15 protein-coding genes are annotated in these 21,663 nt (G+C 57.9%); 5 read left to right on the forward strand and 10 right to left on the reverse strand.

The window, feature by feature from the left end:
• Positions 1 to 18: 18 nt before the first annotated feature.
• Positions 19 to 1,557 carry a S10 family peptidase gene (locus CO675_RS07805; protein WP_198964534.1) on the reverse strand — a complete coding sequence of 513 codons (1,539 nt, stop codon included), beginning with the start codon at positions 1,555 to 1,557 and terminating at the stop codon, positions 19 to 21.
• A gap of 299 nt (positions 1,558 to 1,856) precedes the next feature.
• On the reverse strand, positions 1,857 to 3,521 hold the full coding sequence (locus CO675_RS07810; RefSeq protein WP_097671454.1) for an ABC transporter ATP-binding protein: 1,665 nt from the start codon (positions 3,519 to 3,521) through the stop codon (positions 1,857 to 1,859).
• Positions 3,522 to 4,063: 542 nt separating this feature from the next.
• On the opposite strand from CO675_RS07810, the gene CO675_RS40430 reads away from it, so the two are divergent.
• Positions 4,064 to 5,650, forward strand: a complete 1,587-nt coding sequence (locus tag CO675_RS40430; protein WP_158231200.1) for an asparagine synthase-related protein — start codon at positions 4,064 to 4,066, stop codon at positions 5,648 to 5,650.
• A 701-nt stretch (positions 5,651 to 6,351) separates the two neighbouring features.
• Here the strand turns inward: CO675_RS40430 and CO675_RS07820 are convergent.
• The gene (locus CO675_RS07820; RefSeq protein WP_097671455.1) at positions 6,352 to 6,558 is read right to left on the reverse strand and encodes a hypothetical protein; all 207 of its coding nucleotides are present in this window, start codon (positions 6,556 to 6,558) and stop codon (positions 6,352 to 6,354) included.
• 307 nt (positions 6,559 to 6,865) lie between these two features.
• Here CO675_RS07820 and CO675_RS07825 point away from each other — a divergent pair, with 307 nt between their 5' ends.
• Positions 6,866 to 7,219: a hypothetical protein gene (locus CO675_RS07825; RefSeq protein WP_143278909.1), complete on the forward strand. Its 354-nt coding sequence runs from the start codon at positions 6,866 to 6,868 to the stop codon at positions 7,217 to 7,219.
• Positions 7,216 to 7,386, forward strand: a complete 171-nt coding sequence (locus CO675_RS40435) for a hypothetical protein (protein ID WP_158231201.1) — start codon at positions 7,216 to 7,218, stop codon at positions 7,384 to 7,386. Before CO675_RS07825 ends, CO675_RS40435 begins: the two co-directional genes overlap by 4 nt.
• Before the next feature lie 383 nt (positions 7,387 to 7,769).
• On the opposite strand, the gene CO675_RS07830 is transcribed toward CO675_RS40435, so the two are convergent.
• From CO675_RS07830 to CO675_RS39825, 5 genes are all read right to left on the reverse strand, one after another.
• Positions 7,770 to 8,345 (reverse strand): hypothetical protein, encoded by a 576-nt coding sequence (locus tag CO675_RS07830; protein ID WP_097671457.1) that lies wholly within the window; start codon positions 8,343 to 8,345, stop codon positions 7,770 to 7,772.
• A gap of 1,131 nt (positions 8,346 to 9,476) precedes the next feature.
• Positions 9,477 to 11,744 (reverse strand): T3SS effector XopP-like protein, encoded by a 2,268-nt coding sequence (locus tag CO675_RS07835; protein ID WP_097671458.1) that lies wholly within the window; start codon positions 11,742 to 11,744, stop codon positions 9,477 to 9,479.
• 622 nt (positions 11,745 to 12,366) lie between these two features.
• On the reverse strand, positions 12,367 to 12,708 hold the full coding sequence (locus CO675_RS07840; protein WP_245452668.1) for a hypothetical protein: 342 nt from the start codon (positions 12,706 to 12,708) through the stop codon (positions 12,367 to 12,369).
• Between the two features lie 285 nt (positions 12,709 to 12,993).
• Positions 12,994 to 14,235: a cytochrome P450 gene (locus CO675_RS07845; RefSeq protein WP_097671796.1), complete on the reverse strand. Its 1,242-nt coding sequence runs from the start codon at positions 14,233 to 14,235 to the stop codon at positions 12,994 to 12,996.
• A 429-nt stretch (positions 14,236 to 14,664) separates the two neighbouring features.
• Positions 14,665 to 14,868 carry a hypothetical protein gene (locus CO675_RS39825; protein ID WP_143278910.1) on the reverse strand — a complete coding sequence of 68 codons (204 nt, stop codon included), beginning with the start codon at positions 14,866 to 14,868 and terminating at the stop codon, positions 14,665 to 14,667.
• 753 nt (positions 14,869 to 15,621) lie between these two features.
• On the opposite strand from CO675_RS39825, the gene CO675_RS07850 reads away from it, so the two are divergent.
• A complete protein-coding gene (locus tag CO675_RS07850; RefSeq protein WP_245452669.1) occupies positions 15,622 to 16,152 on the forward strand; it encodes an SPASM domain-containing protein in 531 nt (176 codons plus the stop codon).
• A gap of 136 nt (positions 16,153 to 16,288) precedes the next feature.
• Here the strand turns inward: CO675_RS07850 and CO675_RS07855 are convergent, their stop codons facing one another.
• Both CO675_RS07855 and CO675_RS07860 read right to left on the reverse strand, forming a co-directional pair.
• Positions 16,289 to 17,572, reverse strand: coding sequence for an NAD(P)/FAD-dependent oxidoreductase (locus CO675_RS07855; protein WP_097671460.1), 1,284 nt, complete (start codon positions 17,570 to 17,572; stop codon positions 16,289 to 16,291).
• A 140-nt stretch (positions 17,573 to 17,712) separates the two neighbouring features.
• Positions 17,713 to 18,402 carry a methyltransferase gene (locus CO675_RS07860; protein ID WP_097671461.1) on the reverse strand — a complete coding sequence of 230 codons (690 nt, stop codon included), beginning with the start codon at positions 18,400 to 18,402 and terminating at the stop codon, positions 17,713 to 17,715.
• A gap of 798 nt (positions 18,403 to 19,200) precedes the next feature.
• Between CO675_RS07860 and CO675_RS07865 the strand changes: the two genes are divergently transcribed.
• On the forward strand, positions 19,201 to 21,462 hold the full coding sequence (locus CO675_RS07865; protein ID WP_245452670.1) for a hypothetical protein: 2,262 nt from the start codon (positions 19,201 to 19,203) through the stop codon (positions 21,460 to 21,462).
• Positions 21,463 to 21,663 lie beyond the last annotated feature (201 nt).

The following is a 21,663-nucleotide window of genomic DNA, read 5'->3' on the forward strand; positions in this document are numbered from 1 at the left end:
TCAAGTTCGTCGCCGGCACTACTTCATCATCGCTTCGACCTCTGTACGAAAAGCTTGCCGCGAACTGTCCCGCGAATAGAACATGTGGCCGCCGGGAAAAACGACAAGTTTGATGCGCGGAGCCGAAGCAAATGGCGGCAATTGATCGAGCAGGATTTGTGATTCGAAATACGGAGTGACGAGGTCAAACAGGCCGTGCCCAACCAGCAGTTTCATGTTCCGGTCCGTTGCCAGGATTTGACGTAGCTCCGAGAGCGACTCGGGAGGGCTGCGGCCGAAGTCCCAAGCCTGGACGACGGTGCCGTTCAATAGCTCATAGGAGCCGTCGGGCCGCCAGTTAAGCTTGCGAGTCAGGAGATCGACAGTGGCGCTAGTCAGAGGCGCCAGCAGTGTATCGCTCGAGGGATCCCCTGAAAGGTGAAGATCCGAATCCGGATATGGATCTATGCCATGCACCGAGGCGTCATAATTGCCGATGAGCTTTCCGTTCTTACGATCGAATTCGCGGCGGAACTCGGCTAGGTCGAAGCGACCCGCGAGCCGGCGACTGACCGCTTGGTCGATGCCGGTCAGCGCGGCAGTCTTGTCGGCCAGACGCATGGTTGCTTCCTTGTCCGCCTGGCCTTTGATGAGGTCGACCAGATACTCCCCGCGTGCATAAGCTTCCACGTCGGCGAGATCGGCTCGCTTCACCGGGCCTTCTGCTTCACGCAGGGTAGCGACATAGCTCGGCAGTCTTGCGACGTACTGCAGCAGGCTCATGCGGGCAAACTGACTGAAGTCGAATCTTGGCGAGACCATGATCAGGCCCTTGACACCTATGCCCTGCCGCATCTGCAACTGGTGCACAACCTTTGGCCCGCGAATGCCCCCATAGCTTTCACCCACAATGTATTTCGGCGACAACAGCCGGTCATGCTTTTCGAGCCAACGGCGGATTACCAGCGCGAGCGAGTTGACGTCGCCCTCAACGGAGAAGAATCGCTTGCGCACGTCATCGCTGGTCCCCACGAAACGGCTGTAGCCGGTGCCGACGGGGTCGAGAAACACCAGATCGGTGAAGTCGAGCCAGGTTTCCGCGTTTGGCCTCGCCTCCGGATTTGTCGATGGCGTGACCTCGTCAGCATTGATCGGCAGCCGCCACGGTCCGGCATTGCCGAGTTGCAGCCAGGCCGATGATGACCCCGGTCCGCCGTTGAAAAAGAACGTTACCGGGCGCATGCCGCGATCGGTGCCGTCGAGCTGATAGGAGGTATAGACGATGTCAGCCTGCGGCTCGCCCTTGTCGTCGAACAGGCGGATGGAGCCGGCGGTCGCGACGAAAGCAAGCGTCCGTCCAGGGAGCTCAAGCGTGTGCCTGGTGCTGCGGTCCGGCGGCAGGCGATGCGGCTCAGCAGCAGACGGCATACTCGGCGTTTGGCCGCCGCTAGTCTTTTGGCCGGACGGCATCGTGACCTGGGCGGGCCGCGGCGGATCGTCGGCTTGCGCGCTCCCCATTACCCCGCAGGCAAACAGAATCAGTGCAAGAGAAGTACGGTACAGTGCGATCAGCTGCATAAGGTTTTCCTGGTCCGGCGCGCACCTTGGTACGCGAGACGTGCTGTCAAAACTGCCGTACCAGTAACTCGTGCCGGGGAACTACAAACCTACTAGATCCAGTAGTGGCGACCACCGTGCCGCGAGCCGCGATGGGAATTCCCGAGACGACGTGACAGCAGGAACGTCCCGTTCTGTCCGGCTTTAGCCACTAGATTCGCCGGCCCGCTGTTGGCAATGGCTTGGTTCGTCTAACTTGCAGACATTCCGTAATCGGCAATCTAAGATCGGTAGACGTGCGGGCTGAGCATCCGCCTCGCCTATGCCTGACAAGCGCAGGGGGTCAGATCGACCACGACGTCGGTTGTAGAGATGACGCCTCTGCGATGCGTAATCGCCAGCACGGTCACATCTTCCGCCAGGCTACGAATATGGTCCATGATGTCCCGTTCGGTTCGCTCGTCAAGGGAGGAGCTGGCCTCGTCGAGAAGAAGGATCGCGGGCTCGCCATAGAGCGCACGGGCAATAGCAATACGCTGGCGCTCCCCGCCTGAAAGCTTCAAACCGCGTTCGCCAACAGTTGTTTCAAATCCTTCCGGCTGCGCCTCGATGAAAGGGAGAATAGCGGCTTTTTCCGACGCGGTGCGAAGGCGTACCTCATCGCGGGGCCGACCTAGCAGAATGTTGTCGGCCAGCGACTCATTGAGCAACATCACGTCCTGCGGCACGACAGCAACTGCGGCATACCAATCCGTGCGATCGATACCCGTTATATCGGTTCCATCGACCAGAATACGGCCGCAATCCGGCTCGATTGATTTCAGGACGAGCCTAAAGATTGTTGACTTCCCCGATCCCGTTTCGCCGACCAGAAAGGTAATCCCGCCGCGTCCAGCCGAAAACGAGACGTTCGTAACGCCACGACCGTTTTCGTAGGCATAACCAATGTCCTCGAAAGATAGCTCGCCAGCGGAGGGCGTGAAATCATGAGTATGGGACGTTCGCCGCTCTTCTGGTGCGCCCCACAGTCTGGTGAGAGGAATGAGGTCGGCGCGCGACCTCGATGCGTCAGAGATCGCGCGCGCGACCATCTCGAAGGGCATACTGAGTTGGAGTATAAGCGTGTTGAATAGCACAATGTCGCCGATCGTGACCCTGCCGGCCTGGTAGTCAGGAACTAGAAGGAGAAGAGTGACGGCAAATTGTAGCGCGACGGCTAAGCCAAGCACGGCGATGTAGGGCAGTCGTTGAAGCACGTAGGCTCGACAGTTATCGCGTACCTCCCTCGCTTTCATCGTAAAGCGCTGGCTCAGCCAGGCATGGCTGCCAAAATGGCGCAACGTGTCCACGGCGTTCATGACGTTGCCGACGAAACGCGCATTCTCCTGTCCGGCGTCGACGGCCCGGTCCAGAAATACGCGCGCCCGACGCGTCGAACTCCAGGTCAATGTAATCGCGACAGCTCCATAGGCGACGACGATTGCAGCGATCTGAATATTGACGAGCGCACCTAGAGTAGCGATCGTAAGCAGGAGCTGCGTTGCAGCAGGGAAGAAGATCGTAGTTCCAAGCTGGACCATCGTGATCAACGCGCTGCGGCCGCGCGCGGCCGCACTCTGTATTTCCACAGGATTGTGCTCAAGAAAAAAGGCTGCGGTTTTTCTCAGGATTCGATCGAAAAAGCGAGTTGCAGCGATGAAGCCAAGGTTCTCTGCTGTCATAAAGGAAAGATATTGCAGCATACGCTGAAATGCGGACGCAATGCCAAGCAGGACCGCATAGCCAGCGAGTCCCCAGGCGAGCACCGACGCGCCTTCGCTCCGCGGCAGACGATCAATCAGAGACGAAAATACATAGGGGGCTGCGACGCTGCTCGCGCTTGAGATCAGCACCACCGTGGCAACGACGAGAAGCAGGCACCGATCGGACCGCCAGTACGCATGCAAGATTTCGAAAATCGGCGACAACGCTGTGTATTTTGACATATCTGCGACGAGTCGAGGGAACGGCGCTTTGCTGTGCGCAGAGGGTGGATGGCCTTGTTCGCACGCACGAACTAAATTTGAAACGAACTCGCGTAAAGACGCTCGATGCGTGCTCACCGGAATTTGCTATCGTTTACCGCCAGTGGGCTTCAAATGAGCTCCGTCCAGCGCTGTCATTAAGCCCGCCAGTCCTCGTAGGTTGTCGCCCGGCTTCTCACATGAAATACTTCATTTTGCGGCCGACACGCTGCCACGCCACACTATCCAGCTTCTTACTGAAGCATAGGATGTCGAGATGATGAGAAGCCCGATCCGCAAGGAATACGACATGAAAAGTGCAACTGCAGACACGCGCAAACGGCCCGCGTCTGATGCAACTGACCTTCCTCTACCGGTTCTGCCGCCCCCCACCATTAAGACGCCAAAGGGACCTCTGCCTAACGATAGCGCCACGGAGGGCTGGCTTTAAGATTGATTGTATCATTCTTCACTCTCTGTTGCCGCCCCTCACACGAGGGGCGCTTGAGTTTGCATCAAGAACAATGCTCAAGGCTACTCTGAGAATAGGTGATCTGGAAAACTTCGATCCTGCCGTTAAAGACTGCTCAATAGCAATTGGTGAAAGCTACATCCGGCCTTTCCAGCATAAGAGCCTTGAGAGCCTTTTGCTAAAGAACTCTGACCAATGGTTCTTCGTCATACGGGAGCGTCAACGAATAGCAGACGAGTTCGGCACCCATTCCATCGCCACAGCTAGCGCTACTGCGGATCAGCTTCGTCAGCACTACCGACAATGCATGCACTGGCCGCTCGACTTTGTCGTGATCGAGGCCGCCCGTCGAGGTCCTCGCTTGCGGGTACGAGCTGGCCATATCGGCAGCCTGCCGATCTACTTCCAAGTGGAGGAACGCACTCGTACGGTTACGCTCTCCTGGGATTTCGTCGATTTTTTGAGTACATCGCGAGCGCTTGATAGAGAGATTATGGCTCATCATTTGTCGATGAGAACGTTTTACTCTGCGCGGCAGGCCTGCGTGGGAATTAACTTGCTGACTGCCGGCGCAACCTTGTACGTCGCCAGATCGGAGACTTCTTTTGAGTACGGCTCATTAAATCCGTTCGCTGACGAGCTCTCTGGGCGGGACCAGAGCAATGATCTCCTTGAGTTTTCGGATACTTTGCAGGAGGTTGTTCTCTCGCGGCCAACCGGCATTTGTGCAAGCGCTGTGGAACTGAGCGGAGGTATGGATTCCGCTTCGGTCGCGATTGCTGTCAGCAAAAGCGTGGAAACGCTAACATGTGGCGGCATACTGCTGGGCGACGGGAGTAGCCCCAGGCAATCTGATCGGCGAGCGCGCATTTTGAGCGCACTGAATTGCCGCGATCACTCCCTTGAAATGCACACCCACATGCCGGCGATCGACCTGAATCTTGCCCCAGAACGACGCCTGCCCCTCACGTCAGAGTATTACCTTGAGGCGTTTGAGGCACTCTGGGACAGGTTTCGCGCTGACGGCTGCGAAATCGTCTGGTCCGGCATAGGCGGCGACGAGCTTTGCGCTTGCTCTACCGCCGAAGAGGGGGACCCCAGATCTTCATCCTCACGTCACCTGGAGATCGCCGTTGAACTTGCAGAAGGCCTGTTGACAAAGCGCGCGCTCGACGCCGCTCATTCATCTTTCCTTTTTAGCGCGCCGCTTAGCGCGACCGTATCCACATTTCTGCTCGCAAGCCTATGTCATGCTCGTCCGCTTGCAAAGCGAGGACTTTGGCCCGTTCGGCCGCTAGGCGATCGGAGATTGATCAATACTGCAGCGAAGCTTCCACTTGCACTTCGCGCGGACAAGGAAATACTCCGTTCTTACCTGCGCAATCGGCTGGGCTGCGATGCGTTTCCGCGCGGTTATGTAAAGGAGACTTTCGCGCTTGTGTTCCCAAAGGCGATTGCAGCGCGTGCAGACACAATTTCGTCGCAGCTTTCCTGTTGCGCGCTGGCCGACTTCGGCTTGGTTGCGCAAGAGTCCGTTATGGCGCTCTTGAATAGGGTGTTAACAACGCACGAGTTTTCCGCAACGAGCGCCTTTGTTCGCTTCCTGTGGGCGGAACGCTTCGTTCGGCAACTCTGTTGAGCACGCCACCATCGACAATTACCTGTCACAACACTTGCTAAGCAAGAAAGAGGTGAGAAGTGGACGGTCTCGCTCATCGGCACGATGGAACGAGACAGTGTCGGCGCGCAACGGCGGGGCTCTCGGCAGAAAACGCGACACTAGACGCCACTGCTTACCCCTGTTCCGTCATGTCGTTTTAGCCGCGCTTACCGTTAGATAGATTCGTTCTTTTAAGGCTGGTCGCCCGCGAAGAGAGGTGCTATCCGCGCGCGCACTCTCTCCCCGATCTCGGCAAGTCTAAGGATAGGACTCTTCGGTTTCAACCTAGCGCTGCGCCACTAACAGACTCTATAGGGGAATGCATTTGAATTGCCTTGGTCGGCCCACAACTAGGCGGCAGACGGACCTGCGATGCCCCGAGCGCGGTTACTGCGCGTTGCCAATCGAGAGTCGAGGCCTTGATCGAATCAACAGATTGCAATCGCTTCAAATTCTTGCCCCGCACTCGGATGATAACGTGCGGCTCCGCGGTGTGCTTTGCATGATCCTTGATGGCCACTCTGTCCGCTCCACGGGCGATCATGCTCCAGCGGCGAAACTGGAACGGCTTCAGCGGCTGTCCGCAAACTTCTTTACGCTAGAGGACGCGGCCGCTGTTCCCACGAGCGGCCGCGCTGCGAGGCCTGATCCTCATTTTCTGCTTGGTTGGTATCCGGTGGTTAGTGCTGTACGCACGCCGGATCGGTCAAACAAAAAAATAGATCGCAGATACCATTCAAGGGGTCGTCCGCGCATTGAGGATATGACGTGTCGGCTACCTGCACCTTGGCAGCGACGGGTTGAGCGCCGGCTTCAGCAACAAAGGCCGGCACTGCCGCCGTTGCAAGCGCGATCGCGCTCGCAGTTACAAACAGCAATTTTTTCATTCCAGAGTCGCTCCTTTAGATCGGCCCCAAGCCGTCCTCATGGATATATGACGTTGCCACAAGTGGTAAAATTGATTTTCTTGATCAGGCCTATCTACGGGATGGATGAGTTCGGACATCTGCGCAGGCTCGGTTATGAGTCGCTCGGAGAAGCCGTCTATGGTCGGTTTCTCGCCGGGCTCGAAGCGGTCCGCATCGATCTGAGCAATCGGACAACGCGGTAACTGCATCGTCTCAGCCCAATGACGTGCACTGCTTGGAGTCTGGACGTGTGCTGCCCGAGGGGCCCGTCACAAGCGAACTCATTATGACGGATGCGACGACTGCGGCGATCGCTGAAATTCCATTCGTTTGTTCGGCTACGCCACAGGCTACACCGCAGGGCTTCGACCCGTTCAAGTACGGCGGCATGCTGCCAATGAAGCGAGAGTCCATTCCTCAACTTGCCACCGAGGGCGATATGGTTGCTGCGAGCGCGGCCGACTTCGTCGCGCAGCGACGGCGGCACTGGCTGCAGCCATCAGCGGACACCTCCTCGAAGCTCCCGATCGCGGCTGCCCCCTACAAGGTCCACATGGTGCTCACTGCCACGGGAAGAATCATGGCCCAAACGGATTATCACCATGGCGATAGCTTTTGCGAAAGTAGAAGCGCCAAATGACCATTCACGGATATGCCGCGTTAGCATCCAGGACCTGCCAGTTCGACACCCTAACGGCGGCCGGCGCGACCGCGATCTACCGCAAGAAGATCAGCGGTCTTCGCGCCGATCGGCCGCAAGTCACACGGTTGATGATCGCAGCCTCCAACCCAACGTGGTGCTGGTGACGAAGCTAAACCGGCTCAGCCCCGCGAGCTAATGGCTTGATCGAACGCATAGGCAAAGCTTATACTGCATTCCGCTCGCTCGGCGATAGCGCTAGTCACTCGCACGTCGCCTAGGAGCACGCGGTTGCGGTTACCTTGCCGTGAGCGGATAGCAATGTTGAAAGCATTGTCGAGATGATGCTCGATGCCGGCCCCGTGCAACGACACAGCTTACCGCAATCGCGCGTCGATCGGCGTCTCGCAGCCTGCCAGCGGGTCCGACGATGCGTACCCACTGGCGGCGCGAACAATTCACTGCAGAGCGATGAATTGCCTATTTCGGCAACGACAACCGAAGCGATCAGGGTTCTAGCCCGGCGCGATCGGTCACATCGGGTTGGGTCTCATACCCGCGTAAGCTTAACGAACCCTCCTTCGGCCAACTCGGCTTGGTATGTTCTTCCGTTAAGCTGGATTGTTGTGGGGGTGTTCGCGGTCGGCATGAAACCTTCTTCGCGCAACTTGTCCATGAGGGCAGGTGTGGCCCATTGCTGTGCTAGCGGCGTTCCGAAGCGCCGATGCTCCGTGAAGAATGCTCCGAAGTCCGGTATCCCCGCCCGGCCTGCCCCAACCACTTGGTCCTCCGCAGGGTTATGAAAAAGACGAACGCGATTGGAATCGTCCCGACCGGCCGTGTAGCGGTGACCTTGGATTTCATAGGTCATCGTTGGCTGGTCCGCGTCCGGCAAGAGACCATGATGGAACAGCCGCTCGACCATTGAGTCAGGAGCGATTTGCGAACCATGGGAAAATCTGTGGGGAGCGGCAAATGAGACATCTACCGCTTCTTCAGGCGCGGCAGATGATGATGGTCCGGCTTCATTCATGATCTGACTGAACAAATCACGATCTTCCTGTGTCCAGACGTGCGCCGTTGGTGATCCTGGTGAGCGGGTATTATCGATCGGGTTGGGATCCATACAGCTCTCCTTTCTGTTATGAGAACAATGGCCTCTTGAAGTATCTCCCCGGCGAGTGCCCTGGAGTTCACCACGAATTCAGGCATGTGCGGCTTCGTCATCGAGAGGCCAAGTTCGCATGCTAAAAAAGCCGGCTTTCGAGAAGCTGACGAAGGTCGAAGAACGGAGATAAAACCGCGGGCCGCATCTGCCACGTCCGAGACGACCATCTCCGAGTCAAGTCTCGTTCCGCCTGACCTTCGCAGTCGGTGCGCGCGTCTGAGTGGTCCATCGCGTCCCACCTGGTGGGGGCTGGTTCGGAGGTCTAGGCGACGCGGGCAGACGCCGGGCACAGTCTTACAACGCATATGTGCATCTCGATCTCAGCCCGCGACCTGTCGTTCTGCCTTACCCTTCGAGCCTACGCTCGGATTGCCAACCAGGATGAGCGGAATAGCCCGGCCAGCGCAACAAAGAACACACGAGGACGCGGCCTACGAGAGAATCCGGCAAGCGATAAGCGAACTGTTCACCCGATGGAGGGTACGAAACGAACAGGTCCCAGCACCTTCTGGGGGCCATGGAGGCCGATGCTGGGACCGTCGTGGCCATATCCCAGGGTAGCAAACGGACAGGCCGCCTTATTGAGCATCGTCAATTCGATTCGTCAAATCGGCCCAAGGAGCGTATTCTCGCGGGATGCCGATCACTCGGAAATCGCTCGAGATTCGCCAGCTTCGGCCAGTCGACCCACCACTCAGTGCAGTGGTCCGCCTATGCGAGCCGAATGGACATGCTCGCATACTTGCACCAATGTTGGCGCGAATTCCTGATCGAGCTTAAGCAGGACGAGGTGCGCCTGCTTCGGTCCAGGAGCGAGCGACACCTCGCGCTCCGCCTGCTGCCTTCAGTGGTGCACAGTTTCTCGTCCAGCGGCCGACCTCGCCGCAATCGACCGAATTTCCTCATCGCGGAAGACGTGCTCGCCTTCTGCAGTGGACGGAAAGCGTGGTCTCCTCACCGGGGCTCCATCCTCGCCCGAGTCGAAGTCTCGGACGTCCTGGAGCGGATCAGCGGCCCGCATGGAATTCGGAATCGGAGGCATTATTGATGGTGTCAGCGCAAGCGGCACTCTATCGCGAGATACGCGCACTACATCCCATGTCGAGCCAGTTGCATTGAGCCGAACTCCGCCTCGAGACGGGGATACCATGACTTGCCGTCAGCTGTGCTCAACAAGGACTTGCAGAACGCCGGCGTAAGCTTGCCGCGGTGGATCACGACGTCTTCGTGGCCCATTGCAGCTCGAGCATTCTGCCAGAGGCGATTGTAGCCGCGTTGTTCATTGGATTTCACGTGGCAAGCGGCAAATTCGGCGTCGTCCATTGTCGCCAGCTGCCACGCATAGAGCGGCCGCTTCGTATGAATATGCACCCACATCGGACTTGGCATTGCACCATTCCCCAGTGCCTCGGGCTGCAACTTCATCTCGAACAGCGTCCCTGGCACGCCCTTCAACGCGCGCGGTGCCTCCAGGGGCGCCAATTCCTTGGCCGCCTGCAAGCGTTCAAGGTACTGCTGAGATGGGAAGGCATAGGTCTTCATGCAATCCATCTTGATCATGGCCTTTCGCGCCTTCAAAGCGTTTGCCTGCCCCTGCACCTCGGACAACATCGCCTTGAGGCTGACGATTTTGTCGTGCACTTCGGGCACTTGCACCGGCGTGAGTAGGCCGCGTCGACGAGGCTCCTGCAGCGCGGCTACACAGGCCTCAATCTCAGCGGCCTGGCTCTGCAGGCGCTCGACGACGGTGTCCACGACGTGATCGGCATCTTCGGGTTTCATGTGGCGCGCTTGCGAGATGGCCCTTTGCTGACCGGCCAGATCGAATTGCAAAAGTTCGTCCAATCGCTGGAGCAGTCGTGTCAGTGCCTCTTTCGATGGAGGGGCCTGCCACATCGCCAAATGTTCCGCCGCCGACGATGACGCCCTCGCATGTGCCTCCTCTGCGGTCGCGAGTTTCTTGGTGCCCAGATCCGAAAGCACGATAACCTTGGCTGGTGGCGCCGTGTCGGCGTCGAGCCCAGAGGGCTTCAGCTCCGGCCGCCCGACGGCCGAACTCGCCGCGCCAGCGGCCGGCCTGCGCTTGCCTTTCCCCTTCCTGCGCGCCGCAGTGCCTTCGGCCACCGCAGTGCTGCCGGTTGTGTTGACAGGCAACGCAGCTTCAGCCTCGGCTGGAGCTGCAATGATGGCCAGCATCTTCGGCTGTACTGCCAGGAGGCGCATGATCTCATGGGCAGTGACCCACGCGGCTTCCTCGATCTGATCCAGCAGTTCCAGCGGGAGATTCTCACCTGCTCCGACATTCCTTAGCTCGCCAACCATGTCGTGCAAAGCCGACGCAAATTCCGATAGCCGCTCCATAACCCCTTCCAGAACGGCGCAGTTCTGTGCGTCGAGGGCCCGTCCTTCGCTGTTTAGAACAGCATCGCCCGTCGAGAGAAATGCCGGAACAACGTCCTTGATGAAGGTTCCGAGTAGACGCGTCCCACCGTTCTCACCCAAGAGAATTTGCCTGACGGCTGGTTCGCTCGTCTGCGATTCAATCATGACCCGCGCGAGAGCGACCTGCGATTGCAGATGCATGTTCTTGGTAAACAGCGCCCAGCCGGTATGCAGCCGTAGTGCAGCCTGTTCGGCCTGCCGCATCTCGGCCGTTGTGCTTGGCAAGTTGGCCGTGGCCGCGCAGACGGACTGCATCCGTTCCGAGCGCAATGCCTTCTTTCCCCACCATTCCACGCAAGCCAAATAGTGTTTCGCCACACTGGACGCCGCTCGGGTCAGTTGGTCTGGCGGAGCGTTGGAGAGGCGGATCCGCTCAAGCACCTTTGCCGCATTCTTCCTGCTCTCCTCCAGGGCGTAGGTGGTCGGGGTGCCCAGCGCATTGCACTGGTCCGCTGCCTCGAGCGTCTCGTCACGAAGTCGACGAGCCTGATCGTCAGATAGAATGCTGCGCGCTACATGTGAGGGCAGGTTCGCGTAATGGTCCAGAACTGCTGAGCCCGCCTTGACGAACTGATCGATCAGTTCTTGCTCCTCTGGCGAATTCTGGGCGTTCACGGCCGCATTGCGGCATGTATCAAGTTCCACAAGCAGGCCGTTCATTTTTCGCATCGCTGGCTCGATCCCCTCACCTCCAGAGGAAATGGGGACTGCCGCACCCGAACCGGACGGTTGGCTCGTGAGCACCGCCGTTTCATCTTCAGGCGCGGAGCGCATGCGCTCCACGACGACGTCAAAAAATTGGCTGCCTTCAGCAGGGATGAGACTGGTCTCCGAGCGCGAACTGCTCGATCCCGACGTGCTGTCGGCTCCTGCAGCCCCAATGTGCGGTTCGCCAGGTCGGCCTATGCCCGCCATGTTCCATCTCCGATGCAATCAACAATGCGCAGCCTAGCTGGATAGACCGCCTGGCTGACGACTGGCTGACGAAGGGCGCTCTTCGGATGCACAAGAGAATCCGAGTCGCCCGAGTTCCGATTCCATGGAAACTGCTGTCGCGCTGGAGATTGCGATGCAGCGAAGAACGCGACGCCGCAGGATAGTTAGTGCCGCGCGGGGCCACAGCCTGGCGTTGCCTCGCCGTGAGTGTGCTGTCAGCCGCGCAGCATCGGCCGTGCTGGCGATCCTTAAGAACTCCGGCCGATGCCGGCGCTTTGTCTAACAGACTTGCCAAGGGCCATCCCGTATACTGAAGGACCGTCACAAGCATGCCCGCATCGTGGAGCGGACTGGAGAATGATGGTGAAGGAAAGTACCGCCGGATGTCGATTTGCAGACCTTCGGCAGCTGCAAGCGTCTTGTTTCCGGGCAAAAGATGCTGGTCTTCGCTCGAAGTTCACAGATCCAACGATGCACGAATCCCGGCTGGATGTGGACAATTCGTCAAAACAACATCTTCTTCTTACATTCAAATTGAGCAGAACGGACGTCGCGAAACTCCAAATAGGATCTCGCTGAAGACGCCGTCCATAGAATACACTCATAAAAATATCGCAGCGAGCGTGCCCAGTGCACCGAGCGCCAACCCGATCAGCGAGCCTGCCGTCGGCACGTCTCGAAACAGCAGCAGGGTTAGAATCGGTTCCACCACTAAAATTGCTCCCACTGATATCGCAATGATGATCCAGATGTTCTCGAGATACATGTAGCCCAGTGCATATCCGAAAACGAGCAGGATGCCGCCGAAGGATATCAGCAGACACATCGGCAAGAGCGTTGCCAGATCCCCGCCGGCCTTTCCAAACCGCTTTGAGGCAATCAACTCTGCGATGATCGAAAGCGCCTCTCCAAGGAAAATCGCCCCCACCGCTACAATCTTCAATGTTAAGCTCATCGCCTGAGGTATCGAAACGCTAGGTCAAAGGTCACTTCCAATATTGGAATCCATCTGGCTGCCTTTGACAGCCGGAAACGCAAAGAGCTCGGCCGCCCCCCCCCCGTTCATCCCCCTCGCGGGCACTCAACACCTGCTGAATGCCGCCTAGTTCCTGAGATGGAAATTCCTTCACGCCGATCAGCCGCTTTCGCGGACTATGCAGCGACGAGAGAGGTCAAAGGGGGAGACCAAACCGCGCAGCTGGCGGCTACCAAGCCGGAGCATCACGACCTAAACTGCAATCCGCACAGGAAGAGCGGAATAACCGTGCACAAAGTTCGACGCAATTCGCTCGGGTTCGCCGACAACCTTGACTTCCAGTCGCGCTTTCAAGATTTCTTCCCAGAGGATTTTCAGCTGCAGCTCCGCAAGATGTCGACCAACGCAGCGATGGATCCCGAACCCGAACGAAAGATGTTGCCGCACGTTCTTGCGGTCGATGACGAAGCGGTCGGCGTTCTCGATGACTTCATCGTCGCGGTTTCCTGAGATGTACCACATGATGACCTTGTCGCCCTTCCTGATTTGTTTCCCACCGACGATGGTATCGGCCGCGGCGTTGCGGCGCATATGTGCGATGGGCGTTTGATAACGAATAATCTCGGATACCGCGCTCGACACCAGTTTGGGATTATCGCGTAGCTTTCGCAGTTCGGAGGGGTGCTGGTTCATGAACAGGAGGCCGCCGGTAATCGAATTGCGCGTGGTGTCATTCCCACCGACGATCAGCAGAATCAGATTGCCGAGAAACTCGCTCGGCTCCATGTATCGAGTTGCAGGCGAGTGCGCCATCATGGAAATCAGGTCGAGACGCGGTTTGGCGTTGATGCGCTCGTTCCAAAGCCGCGCGAAACACGCCAAGCACTCGGACAAGATCGCACTTCGCTTGTCCCAGCTATTGATCGGCTGGCCAGCTCTCGGCATTGCAACAGCTACGTCCGACCAATAGGTCAGGAGACGCCGATCCTCAAATGGAAAGTCGAATAGCGTTGCAAGCATCTGCGTCGTCAACTCGATGGAGACCCTATCCACCCAATTAAAGTCATCGTTGCGCGGCAAGCCGTCCAGAATCGTCCTGACGCGATGACGGATCAAGCTTTCGAGCTTGGTCAGGTTTTCCGGCGCGACTATCGGACTTACAGTATCACGCTGCTCGCGATGCTTAGGCGGCCCCATCTTGATGAAACTCTGTGTCCAGTGCTTGACAGGCACGTCGACAATAGTGACGCCTTGCTCCGACGAGAATGTCTTGTGATTAGTATCTACCTCTACGATATCGCGGTATTTCGTTACGGACCAATATGGACCATAGGGACTATCTTGGCAGTAGTGAACGGGATCTTCCCTTCGCAGCCGCTCGAAGTAACCCCATATGCTATCATCTTGAAAGCGCTTGCCTTCGCTTACATCCAGATTGCTCAGCGGGATCTTACCCGCGCCGTCGGTTCTGTAGTCTGCAGATTGTGTCTTCATGATCGCCTCCGCAGATTTTTCTCTCTTGAGAGCTTGCGGATCCACAGGTCGCGATCCATCGTTTCGAGCTGCCGTGACGTTTTGTTGCGAGCGGATCGTTGCCTCCAACAGAATATCCCAAAGCGCGGGCAGTTACCGCTACCCGTTCCGGCAGGTAAAGATCGCATTGACTTTTCAACTCGATCTGCACCAGTGGATCGATGAGAACGATTCTCCACAGGCATCGCCCAATGCCGGCTAGATCGCTGCTCGAGCCACCAGACAGTGCAATATGAGGTTAGCCTCCCACTTCTTTAGGATGCCAGATGCGACTTTTTTGGCTCCTCACGGCCGCACCTCGGCCGCTGGGATCGTGCGGTGACCACGAGCCGCGCTGGTCGTCGGGCGAAATCAGTTAGCACTGCTCCGCCGAGAAGGCCAATTTGGTCCTCAACATGGCAATAAGCGTGCTTCATCCATCATCCTGACCAGCAACTTGCCATCTAACCGGCAAAGGACACTTTCGCGGACGATCGCCGCCAAGAGCTTGCGATGCTCGACCGCTTGTCCATCGCATTCATGGCGCTCGAACAGTTCGCGAGCGCAATCGCTTGCGCGACAAATAGAAAGATGGTCCAGAACCTGCGCTGCCATCGGGAGGCTTTAGGATGTCCCGGTTGTGCGGATCCGGCGCTGGTTCCGCATCGATACGGCTGCGGAAGCATCTCCGCAGACCCTTCTAGCGAGGACACCGAGCCCAGCATCTGGCGTGCGCCGACGCGGAACGAAGATGTTAATGACAGCCAATGGGTGCTACGCAACGGCCGACGCATAGAGAGCCGGTTGGCACGCCAGGCCTATCCCACCTTCGGTAGCGCATGGTCGAGCTCGGCGCATTGTTAGCAATGAGACAGGAGTTTGGTCTAGGTCATTTCGCCAACGGGCATATCCTGTATTTGCAATCCATGAGGAGCAAAGCAAGCGGGTCCTCATCGAACGCTGCGCTCCTTCTCCAGCAGTTTCTTGCTCCGGCGCATGAAAGGACCAGACAGAATGACGGCATATCCCATGGTGTTACAAAACTTACGCGCTGCCAGTCCTGGTCGCCGGGTATTGGAGATAACGACGACCGCAGGATGCATCGTCCGGTGTACTTATTGCCCCCAAGACAAGTTCGCCGATCGGCAAAGACCTGTGTCTCAAGCGAAGTACCTAGGTCTTCAGGATTTCGAGCGGTGTCTTGCACGCGTGCCGAGGGCTACCGACATCAGTTTTGCCGGCTACTCGGAGCCTTGGCTCCATCCGAAGTGCACCAAGATGGTTGAGCATGCTTACACACGTGGGCATGACATCCGAATTTTCACGACCCTCGTCGGAATGAACGGGAGTGACATTCGGCGCTTGCAAATGCTGCAGTTCAGGGCTTTCATCGTCCACGTTCCTGATAACGGCACTTATATGAACAGCCGACTTATCGGAAAGTCCTATCTCAATGTCATGCGCCGGCTCGTCGAGGCGAACATTCCCTCAATTCGATTCGTTGTCCTGGGCAAAGTCCATCCCGACCTCGCCGACATCATTCCCGCAAAAGCGCTGGAGCGCTTGCGTCCGCTGAGTAGCAGGCGAGGACGTCTAGAGTCGAATATCATCAAACCGCGACAGCCGGTCGTCGGACCTTTGACGTGTATTGGCAACCAACAACATCGAAATGTCCTTCTCCCAAACGGCGACGTTACTCTGTGCGGGATGGATTTTGAGCGGCGTCATGTCCTGGGCAATCTTTTGCGCGACGAATACGCATATCTCTTCGAAAGCTCAATTTTTCACGAAATCGCCGATCGCATGAACGGAATGGATGGCTTTCTGCTCTGCAGGATGTGCGAGTTTGCTCACCCGCAGACGTCGGGATGTTATATGGATGCCGACCAACAGACGTGACGGCCGGCCTGCACGAGTGCAGATGTCAAGACTCTCTCTGAAGAACGCGACCGAAGCCAATTCGCTCGCCACGTGCCGAAAATGGCCAAACCGATGGAAACCCGCCGGATCGGATATGCGATTGACACGAGGCGGATCAGAGCCGCGCTTCAGTGAGGTGAACTAGTTGAGAGCCTGCTCTGTAGAGGGCCCCGCGGGCGGCACGAAACCGCCAATATTCAACCGGCGCGGCTGGAAGTGGTAAATCCTCTTCCGCAAGGCGGCCGAGGACGTAGGACGCCAACACGCGGCCGAGGACGGTCCCAGGTGCAATCCCGCGCCCGTTGTAACCGCCGAAGGACACGAGGTTACGGTCGAGCTTGTGAAAGCGCGGCAGGTGGTCGGAAGTCATCCCGATCATCCCGAACCAGCCGGCTTCGAACTCGACGTCGCCGAGCTGCGGAAACAGCCTACGTAGCGACCTGACCGCCCAGGCTCGGTGAACCAGGGCGCCGATACCCTCTAGAGCGCCAACGCTGCCGAACACCAGACGGCCGGACTGATCGAAGCGAAACGAGGAAAGGACCTCGTGGGTGTCCCATGCTCCTTGTCGTTCGGGCAAGATTGAGGTCCTGAGACGATCTGGTAAGGGCCGCGTTGCCAAATTGAAGTAAGGTAGACGGATCTGCTCTCGCTGAACCCGCAGCCAAGGTCGTTTGCCGTAGGCGTCGGTAGCGACGATTACCCACTCAGCACGCACAGATCCCATCGCCGTGCCGACCCTCCAGCGCAACCCCATGTCGCGGACTGTGAGGACCTCAGTCTGAGCGAATATCCTCGCGCCCGCTGCAAGCGCAACGCGCGCCAAGCCGCGCGCATAGGCCAGTGGCTGTATTGTACCGGCGCGCGTGTCGAGCAGCGCGCCGGTATAGTTGCCACCGCCAATCTTTCTGCGCGTCTCCTTCGCATCAAGCACCGCGACGGGAGCGCCGCGTTTCTGCCACTGTTCAGAACGGATCTGGATTTCCTCCAAGCCCCTGCGGCCGGCCGCGCAATGTAGGGTCCCCGCGCGCTCAACTTCACAGTCGATCCCATGTCTCTCGATCGACGCAAAAACCTCTTGCGGTCCTCCACCCAGTAATTCGATGAGCCGCTCTCCAAACGGAGAGCCGAGCGTGACTGAGAGCGTGTCGAGCATAACCCACATGCCCGCATTGACGAGCCCGACGTTGCGCCCGGAACCGCCGAATCCAATTTCGGATGCCTCCAACAGGATGACGCGCACGCCGCCCTCCGCGAGGTGGATAGCCGCAGAGAGTCCAGTATATCCCCCGCCAATCACAACGACATCGGCTTGCAAATCACCCACGAGAGGACCGGTATACGGTGGCGCTGGCGCCGTCAGCTCCCATAAGCCGTGCGACTTGCGATTGCCTTTCATCCGACGAACTCGTTCTGCAACTCATCAAGCTCGGCCGGCGGTCTTCGTTATCGAACTACCGATCCAAACGAGCCGTGAACCGGTACTTTAGCAGTTTGACCAGCAGCAGCGTTTGGCGGGATCCAGGAGCCGAAGAGGCTTCACCGAACCGTTAGCTCCCAGATGATCCGGATATGGCCCCCATGAATCGATGGTCGGAAAATATGCATGTTTCTAACACGCATGTTACTGTTATCGATCAAGTTCAGGACGCGCCCAATATCCCCCTGATCGGAAAAGACGACATACATCAGGCCGTTGGCGTTGAGCCAATTATGCGCTCCCCCGAGAGCTGAGGCCATGGCGCTGTGATCTTCGTCAAAGCAAGAGCGCTCCAAATCGTCCTTTGCTTTTCGGTTCCAGTACGGGGCGGCAAACAAAATAAGGTCGAACTTTTCTTCAGGCTGCAGCGCAGAATAGATGTCACTGAGACGCGCTTCTGCCTGCTTGCAATGACCTAATCGCTCGATGTTTAACTTTGTGGTGAGAACGGCTTGCGGATTGATATCGAGAGCCACCAGGTGTTCCGCCCCAGCGCGAAGTGCCGCCAGCCCCAGGACGCCTGATCCGCATCCCAGATCCAATACTGTTGCTCCAGATTGGATGTGCCACTTCGATATCAAGGCGTCGGGAGCGTGACTTAGGCGTGGCGACAGAACGCCGGGGAGAATGTGCAAGAGCATACCGCACACTTCCACGTCGTGCGGGTGTTCGCATGACCGCAGATCCGCGATCATAGCGTCTACATCGGTCGTTTGGCGCCGCGCCAATATGGGTTGGGGGGCAGTCATTCAACTCTCCAGTTCGCTAGCGCGCGCTTTGCCTCATCGTCCTGCCATCCAATCGATCGAACGCCCTATTGAGCAAGTGCGGCAGCTGTTGCACTGTACAGGGCCTACCGGTTTAATGAGTTTCGAGCAGGTTTGTCCCAACGTGTCTGAATGCGCTTTGCGCCTTCGCCGACTATCGTTGCCTCCCAATAAGCAACGGCCGTGCCATCGGAATTCAAGGCGCTCGGCTTCTGATTTTCCTTGGAAAACGATCGCCGGCAGCTCTGATGTTCTGCCGCCCCGATGATGGTCAGCGGCGGTGTCGGACTCCGAACACGTATGACCGAGTTGGTGTACGTATGGCTTCTATCCCGGCAAGTTTCAGGGCAGTCGAATTTCGACGGTCTTTTAGAATTCACGTTTCGATGAAAGCGCGTCAGGAACGGACAAGACTCCGCTCAATTAACGATTTTGATGCCGCCCAAATGACTATCTAGCGGATCTAAAGGAGCGCTACTTCGCACTGCGCTGGCCCCGGCTCAATCGAAACTCGCCGAATGGCATACCCGTCGTCGCGATCATAGCCCGGATTGCCTCAATCGAGAGCTGATGGATCACGATCATCAATGGAGCGGCAGCACACCCCTCTTGCCGCTCAAATTCTCAACCCTCCCCCTCTTTTGTTACAAACTTTATATGGGCCCGCCCCATGCTGCAGCGCCTCCGAGCAGCCGCGTGCCGGACCTCGTTGATTCTACCTGACGGAAGGCCACGTCAGGTTTTGGAAAGCTGACATCGCTAGCGAGGAACCAGAGAGCTATGCTGACGGACGAGATCATGGACCGATTGAACACTATCAACCAAGCCGATCATGATCAGGCTGCAACCAACGCAGCCGAGGAACAACAGCAACAGCCGCAAGCGGAGTTCGAGCAGCACCTGCTGGATGCTCCCGGGGGCGGCTCGACATATCCCCATCGAGAACTCTATGATGTCACTGAGGAGGACGATCGCCTCATCCAGGCAGCATCCGCCGCTGCTCTCAAGCGAGGGCCACCGCCGAGTTCTACCACCATCAGTATTTATGATCGTCGGCTTCGCAAATTGGCTGAGGAGCTGAAGCGGTCCGGCAAATCAATGGCTAGCCTGGATGACGATAAGTTACTCGGTTACGCCAGTAAGCTGCTGCAAAACGACAAGGTCATCGTCCCAGCATTGTTAATGATCAGTCGGTATCGCGATCCTGACGCAGACGCTCTCCCCCTCACAACGCATTATCGTCCTTCCAGGGAAGATCAGCGTCTCATCAGGGAGGCTGCCGAGGCACGTTTTGGTCGACGGATCGCCGAGGGAACGGCCGGGAGCTATGCGAGCGGGCTGCGGAAGTTGGCGGTAGCGCTTCGTCCCTCGTCCATTGCCAAGCTCAGTGATGACAAACTGCTCGGCCACGCGGACCGTTTGTTTCGAAATGACAAGACGATCATCGCCGCCTTGAACGCTCTCCGCGACTATCGCGCGACCATCGGGCGGGGCAATTTGGGCGCAGAAGGAGGCAGCTCGCGCCAGGTCATTCAACCGCCCGCTCCTTCGCCCATACGGCCGGTCGATGAGCAGCGATTGGGGAACGCTGCGGATCGCGACGACGCCTCACTACCGGCTGATAGTTTCAATACTTTGCACGTTTCCCAGGATGTGCCTTTCGATACCGCGGAGCAGAGCGGCGAGCTTCCAGTTGCTGGCTTCGATGCACCAGTACTTTTTCAGCAAATGCGTTCAGCGACTCCATCGCCCGCGCCAAGTTTCACTCAGGAAGAGCTTTTCGATGCCGCAGATCGCGACGGTCGGCCGGGAGCGACGACCTTCAATGCACCGGCGCCTTGGCCAACGATGAGTGCTACCGCCCACTCGCCGGTACAAAGTGTCACTCAGGAAGAACTTTTCGATGCCGTGACCGGTCGGCAACGAATGCACTCAGCGATTTCATCGCCCGTGCAAAGTTTCACTCAGGAAGAGCTTTTCGATGCCGCGGATCGCGAGGGCCTGCCGCCAGCGACGATCTTCAATGCACCGTCGCATTGGCTAACGATGAGTTCGACCGCCCACTTGCCGGTACAAAGTGTCGCTCAGGAAGGGCTTTTCGATGCGACCTGGCAGCCGCCGCAGAATTCCGCCCCTGAAGACCATTTTGGACGGATAATAAACCAAGGCGCTGCGGCCCAGAGCGCACTTGAGCAGACGTCCCTCCCAGCCAGCGAAAGCTTTGATGCTTCTTTGGTCGTTCCCGAGGCCTTCTCTCACGGTAGCCAGCCTGCGCCGGATATGATGCGCTCCAAGCTGGGCCGATGGGGTCTGTTGCCCGATGCGGCACAGCGGGTAAAGGCCTACGACATTCGCGGTGAACGCTATACGGGCGTGTTGGGACCCGGAGGGCCCAATGATGTTCAGCTCATCCATCTGCGGTCTCCCGCTGTCGGCGATACCTTCGATGTGTCGTTTGCCGTTCCCAAGGATTTTTCGCATCGCACCCAGCTGGCTCCCGACATGATGCTGTCCACGTTGGGCAAGTGGGACTTCTTGCCTGTTGTGGAACATCCGGTCATGAACTACGAGATTGGCGGCGAACGCTACACGGCCATGTTGGGACCGGGAGGACCGAACGACGTTCAACTCATTCACCATCCTCGGCCTGCTTTGCCGGGTGAAGCTAGGCCAGGGGTGGGGAGGGTTTCCCCAGATGTGGAGGTCGGCCTTGCGCCAGGGTTTGATGCGTTGGCAACTTTCGAATGGCGCGGGGACACTCCTTCGGCGCTGGCGCCAAACCGTCCCGTGCCGTCTACCGCACCCGCATCGAGCCATCAGCCAAGCCCGCAAGTGCCTGAACTCGGGGAGTTGTTCGGCGACGATTGGAGGCACAGCCTCCAAGAGGCTTCGCCCGTCGTGATCGACATGCTGCAAAACCTTGGTCTCCTGCCGAGCCAGGATGTCCCAATGACCCGTTTTTTGATCCACGGTCAGCCCTACACGGCTGAACGTCTACCCGGAGGCCGCGTTCTTCTCTTCCATCGGCCTCCAATTGGCTGAACGAGGGGCTCGTCGGCACGTTGGGACAGCTTCCGAACGGACTCCAGACGCCACGCCAGATCTTTTGCTTCCAGAGATCTTAAAACTGCGCTCCAAGGCTATCAGCCCAACCCGACCATACCAGTCACAGCATGATCTCAAGCATGATCTCAAGCAGGATCGCATTCGGCAGCACCGGTACTCCCAGACGACGAGACCCGA

It is taken from the genome of Bradyrhizobium sp. C9 (genome assembly GCF_002532045.1).
Lineage (GTDB): Bacteria > Pseudomonadota > Alphaproteobacteria > Rhizobiales > Xanthobacteraceae > Bradyrhizobium.

What these genes read in the sequence shown, in the direction of transcription:
- CO675_RS07820 (WP_097671455.1), bottom strand. Translation starts at nt 6,558, where the DNA reads ATGAAAAAATTGCTGTTTGTAACTGCGAGCGCGATCGCGCTTGCAACG.
- CO675_RS40435 (WP_158231201.1), top strand. Translation starts at nt 7,216, where the DNA reads ATGACCATTCACGGATATGCCGCGTTAGCATCCAGGACCTGCCAGTTC.
- CO675_RS40430 (WP_158231200.1), top strand. Translation starts at nt 4,064, where the DNA reads ATGCTCAAGGCTACTCTGAGAATAGGTGATCTGGAAAACTTCGATCCT.
- CO675_RS07860 (WP_097671461.1), bottom strand. Translation starts at nt 18,402, where the DNA reads ATGACTGCCCCCCAACCCATATTGGCGCGGCGCCAAACGACCGATGTA.
- CO675_RS39825 (WP_143278910.1), bottom strand. Translation starts at nt 14,868, where the DNA reads ATGGCAGCGCAGGTTCTGGACCATCTTTCTATTTGTCGCGCAAGCGAT.
- CO675_RS07810 (WP_097671454.1), bottom strand. Translation starts at nt 3,521, where the DNA reads ATGTCAAAATACACAGCGTTGTCGCCGATTTTCGAAATCTTGCATGCG.
- CO675_RS07855 (WP_097671460.1), bottom strand. Translation starts at nt 17,572, where the DNA reads ATGAAAGGCAATCGCAAGTCGCACGGCTTATGGGAGCTGACGGCGCCA.
- CO675_RS07825 (WP_143278909.1), top strand. Translation starts at nt 6,866, where the DNA reads ATGACGGATGCGACGACTGCGGCGATCGCTGAAATTCCATTCGTTTGT.
- CO675_RS07845 (WP_097671796.1), bottom strand. Translation starts at nt 14,235, where the DNA reads ATGAAGACACAATCTGCAGACTACAGAACCGACGGCGCGGGTAAGATC.
- CO675_RS07850 (WP_245452669.1), top strand. Translation starts at nt 15,622, where the DNA reads ATGCTGCAGTTCAGGGCTTTCATCGTCCACGTTCCTGATAACGGCACT.
- CO675_RS07835 (WP_097671458.1), bottom strand. Translation starts at nt 11,744, where the DNA reads ATGGCGGGCATAGGCCGACCTGGCGAACCGCACATTGGGGCTGCAGGA.
- CO675_RS07830 (WP_097671457.1), bottom strand. Translation starts at nt 8,345, where the DNA reads ATGGATCCCAACCCGATCGATAATACCCGCTCACCAGGATCACCAACG.
- CO675_RS07805 (WP_198964534.1), bottom strand. Translation starts at nt 1,557, where the DNA reads ATGCAGCTGATCGCACTGTACCGTACTTCTCTTGCACTGATTCTGTTT.
- CO675_RS07865 (WP_245452670.1), top strand. Translation starts at nt 19,201, where the DNA reads ATGCTGACGGACGAGATCATGGACCGATTGAACACTATCAACCAAGCC.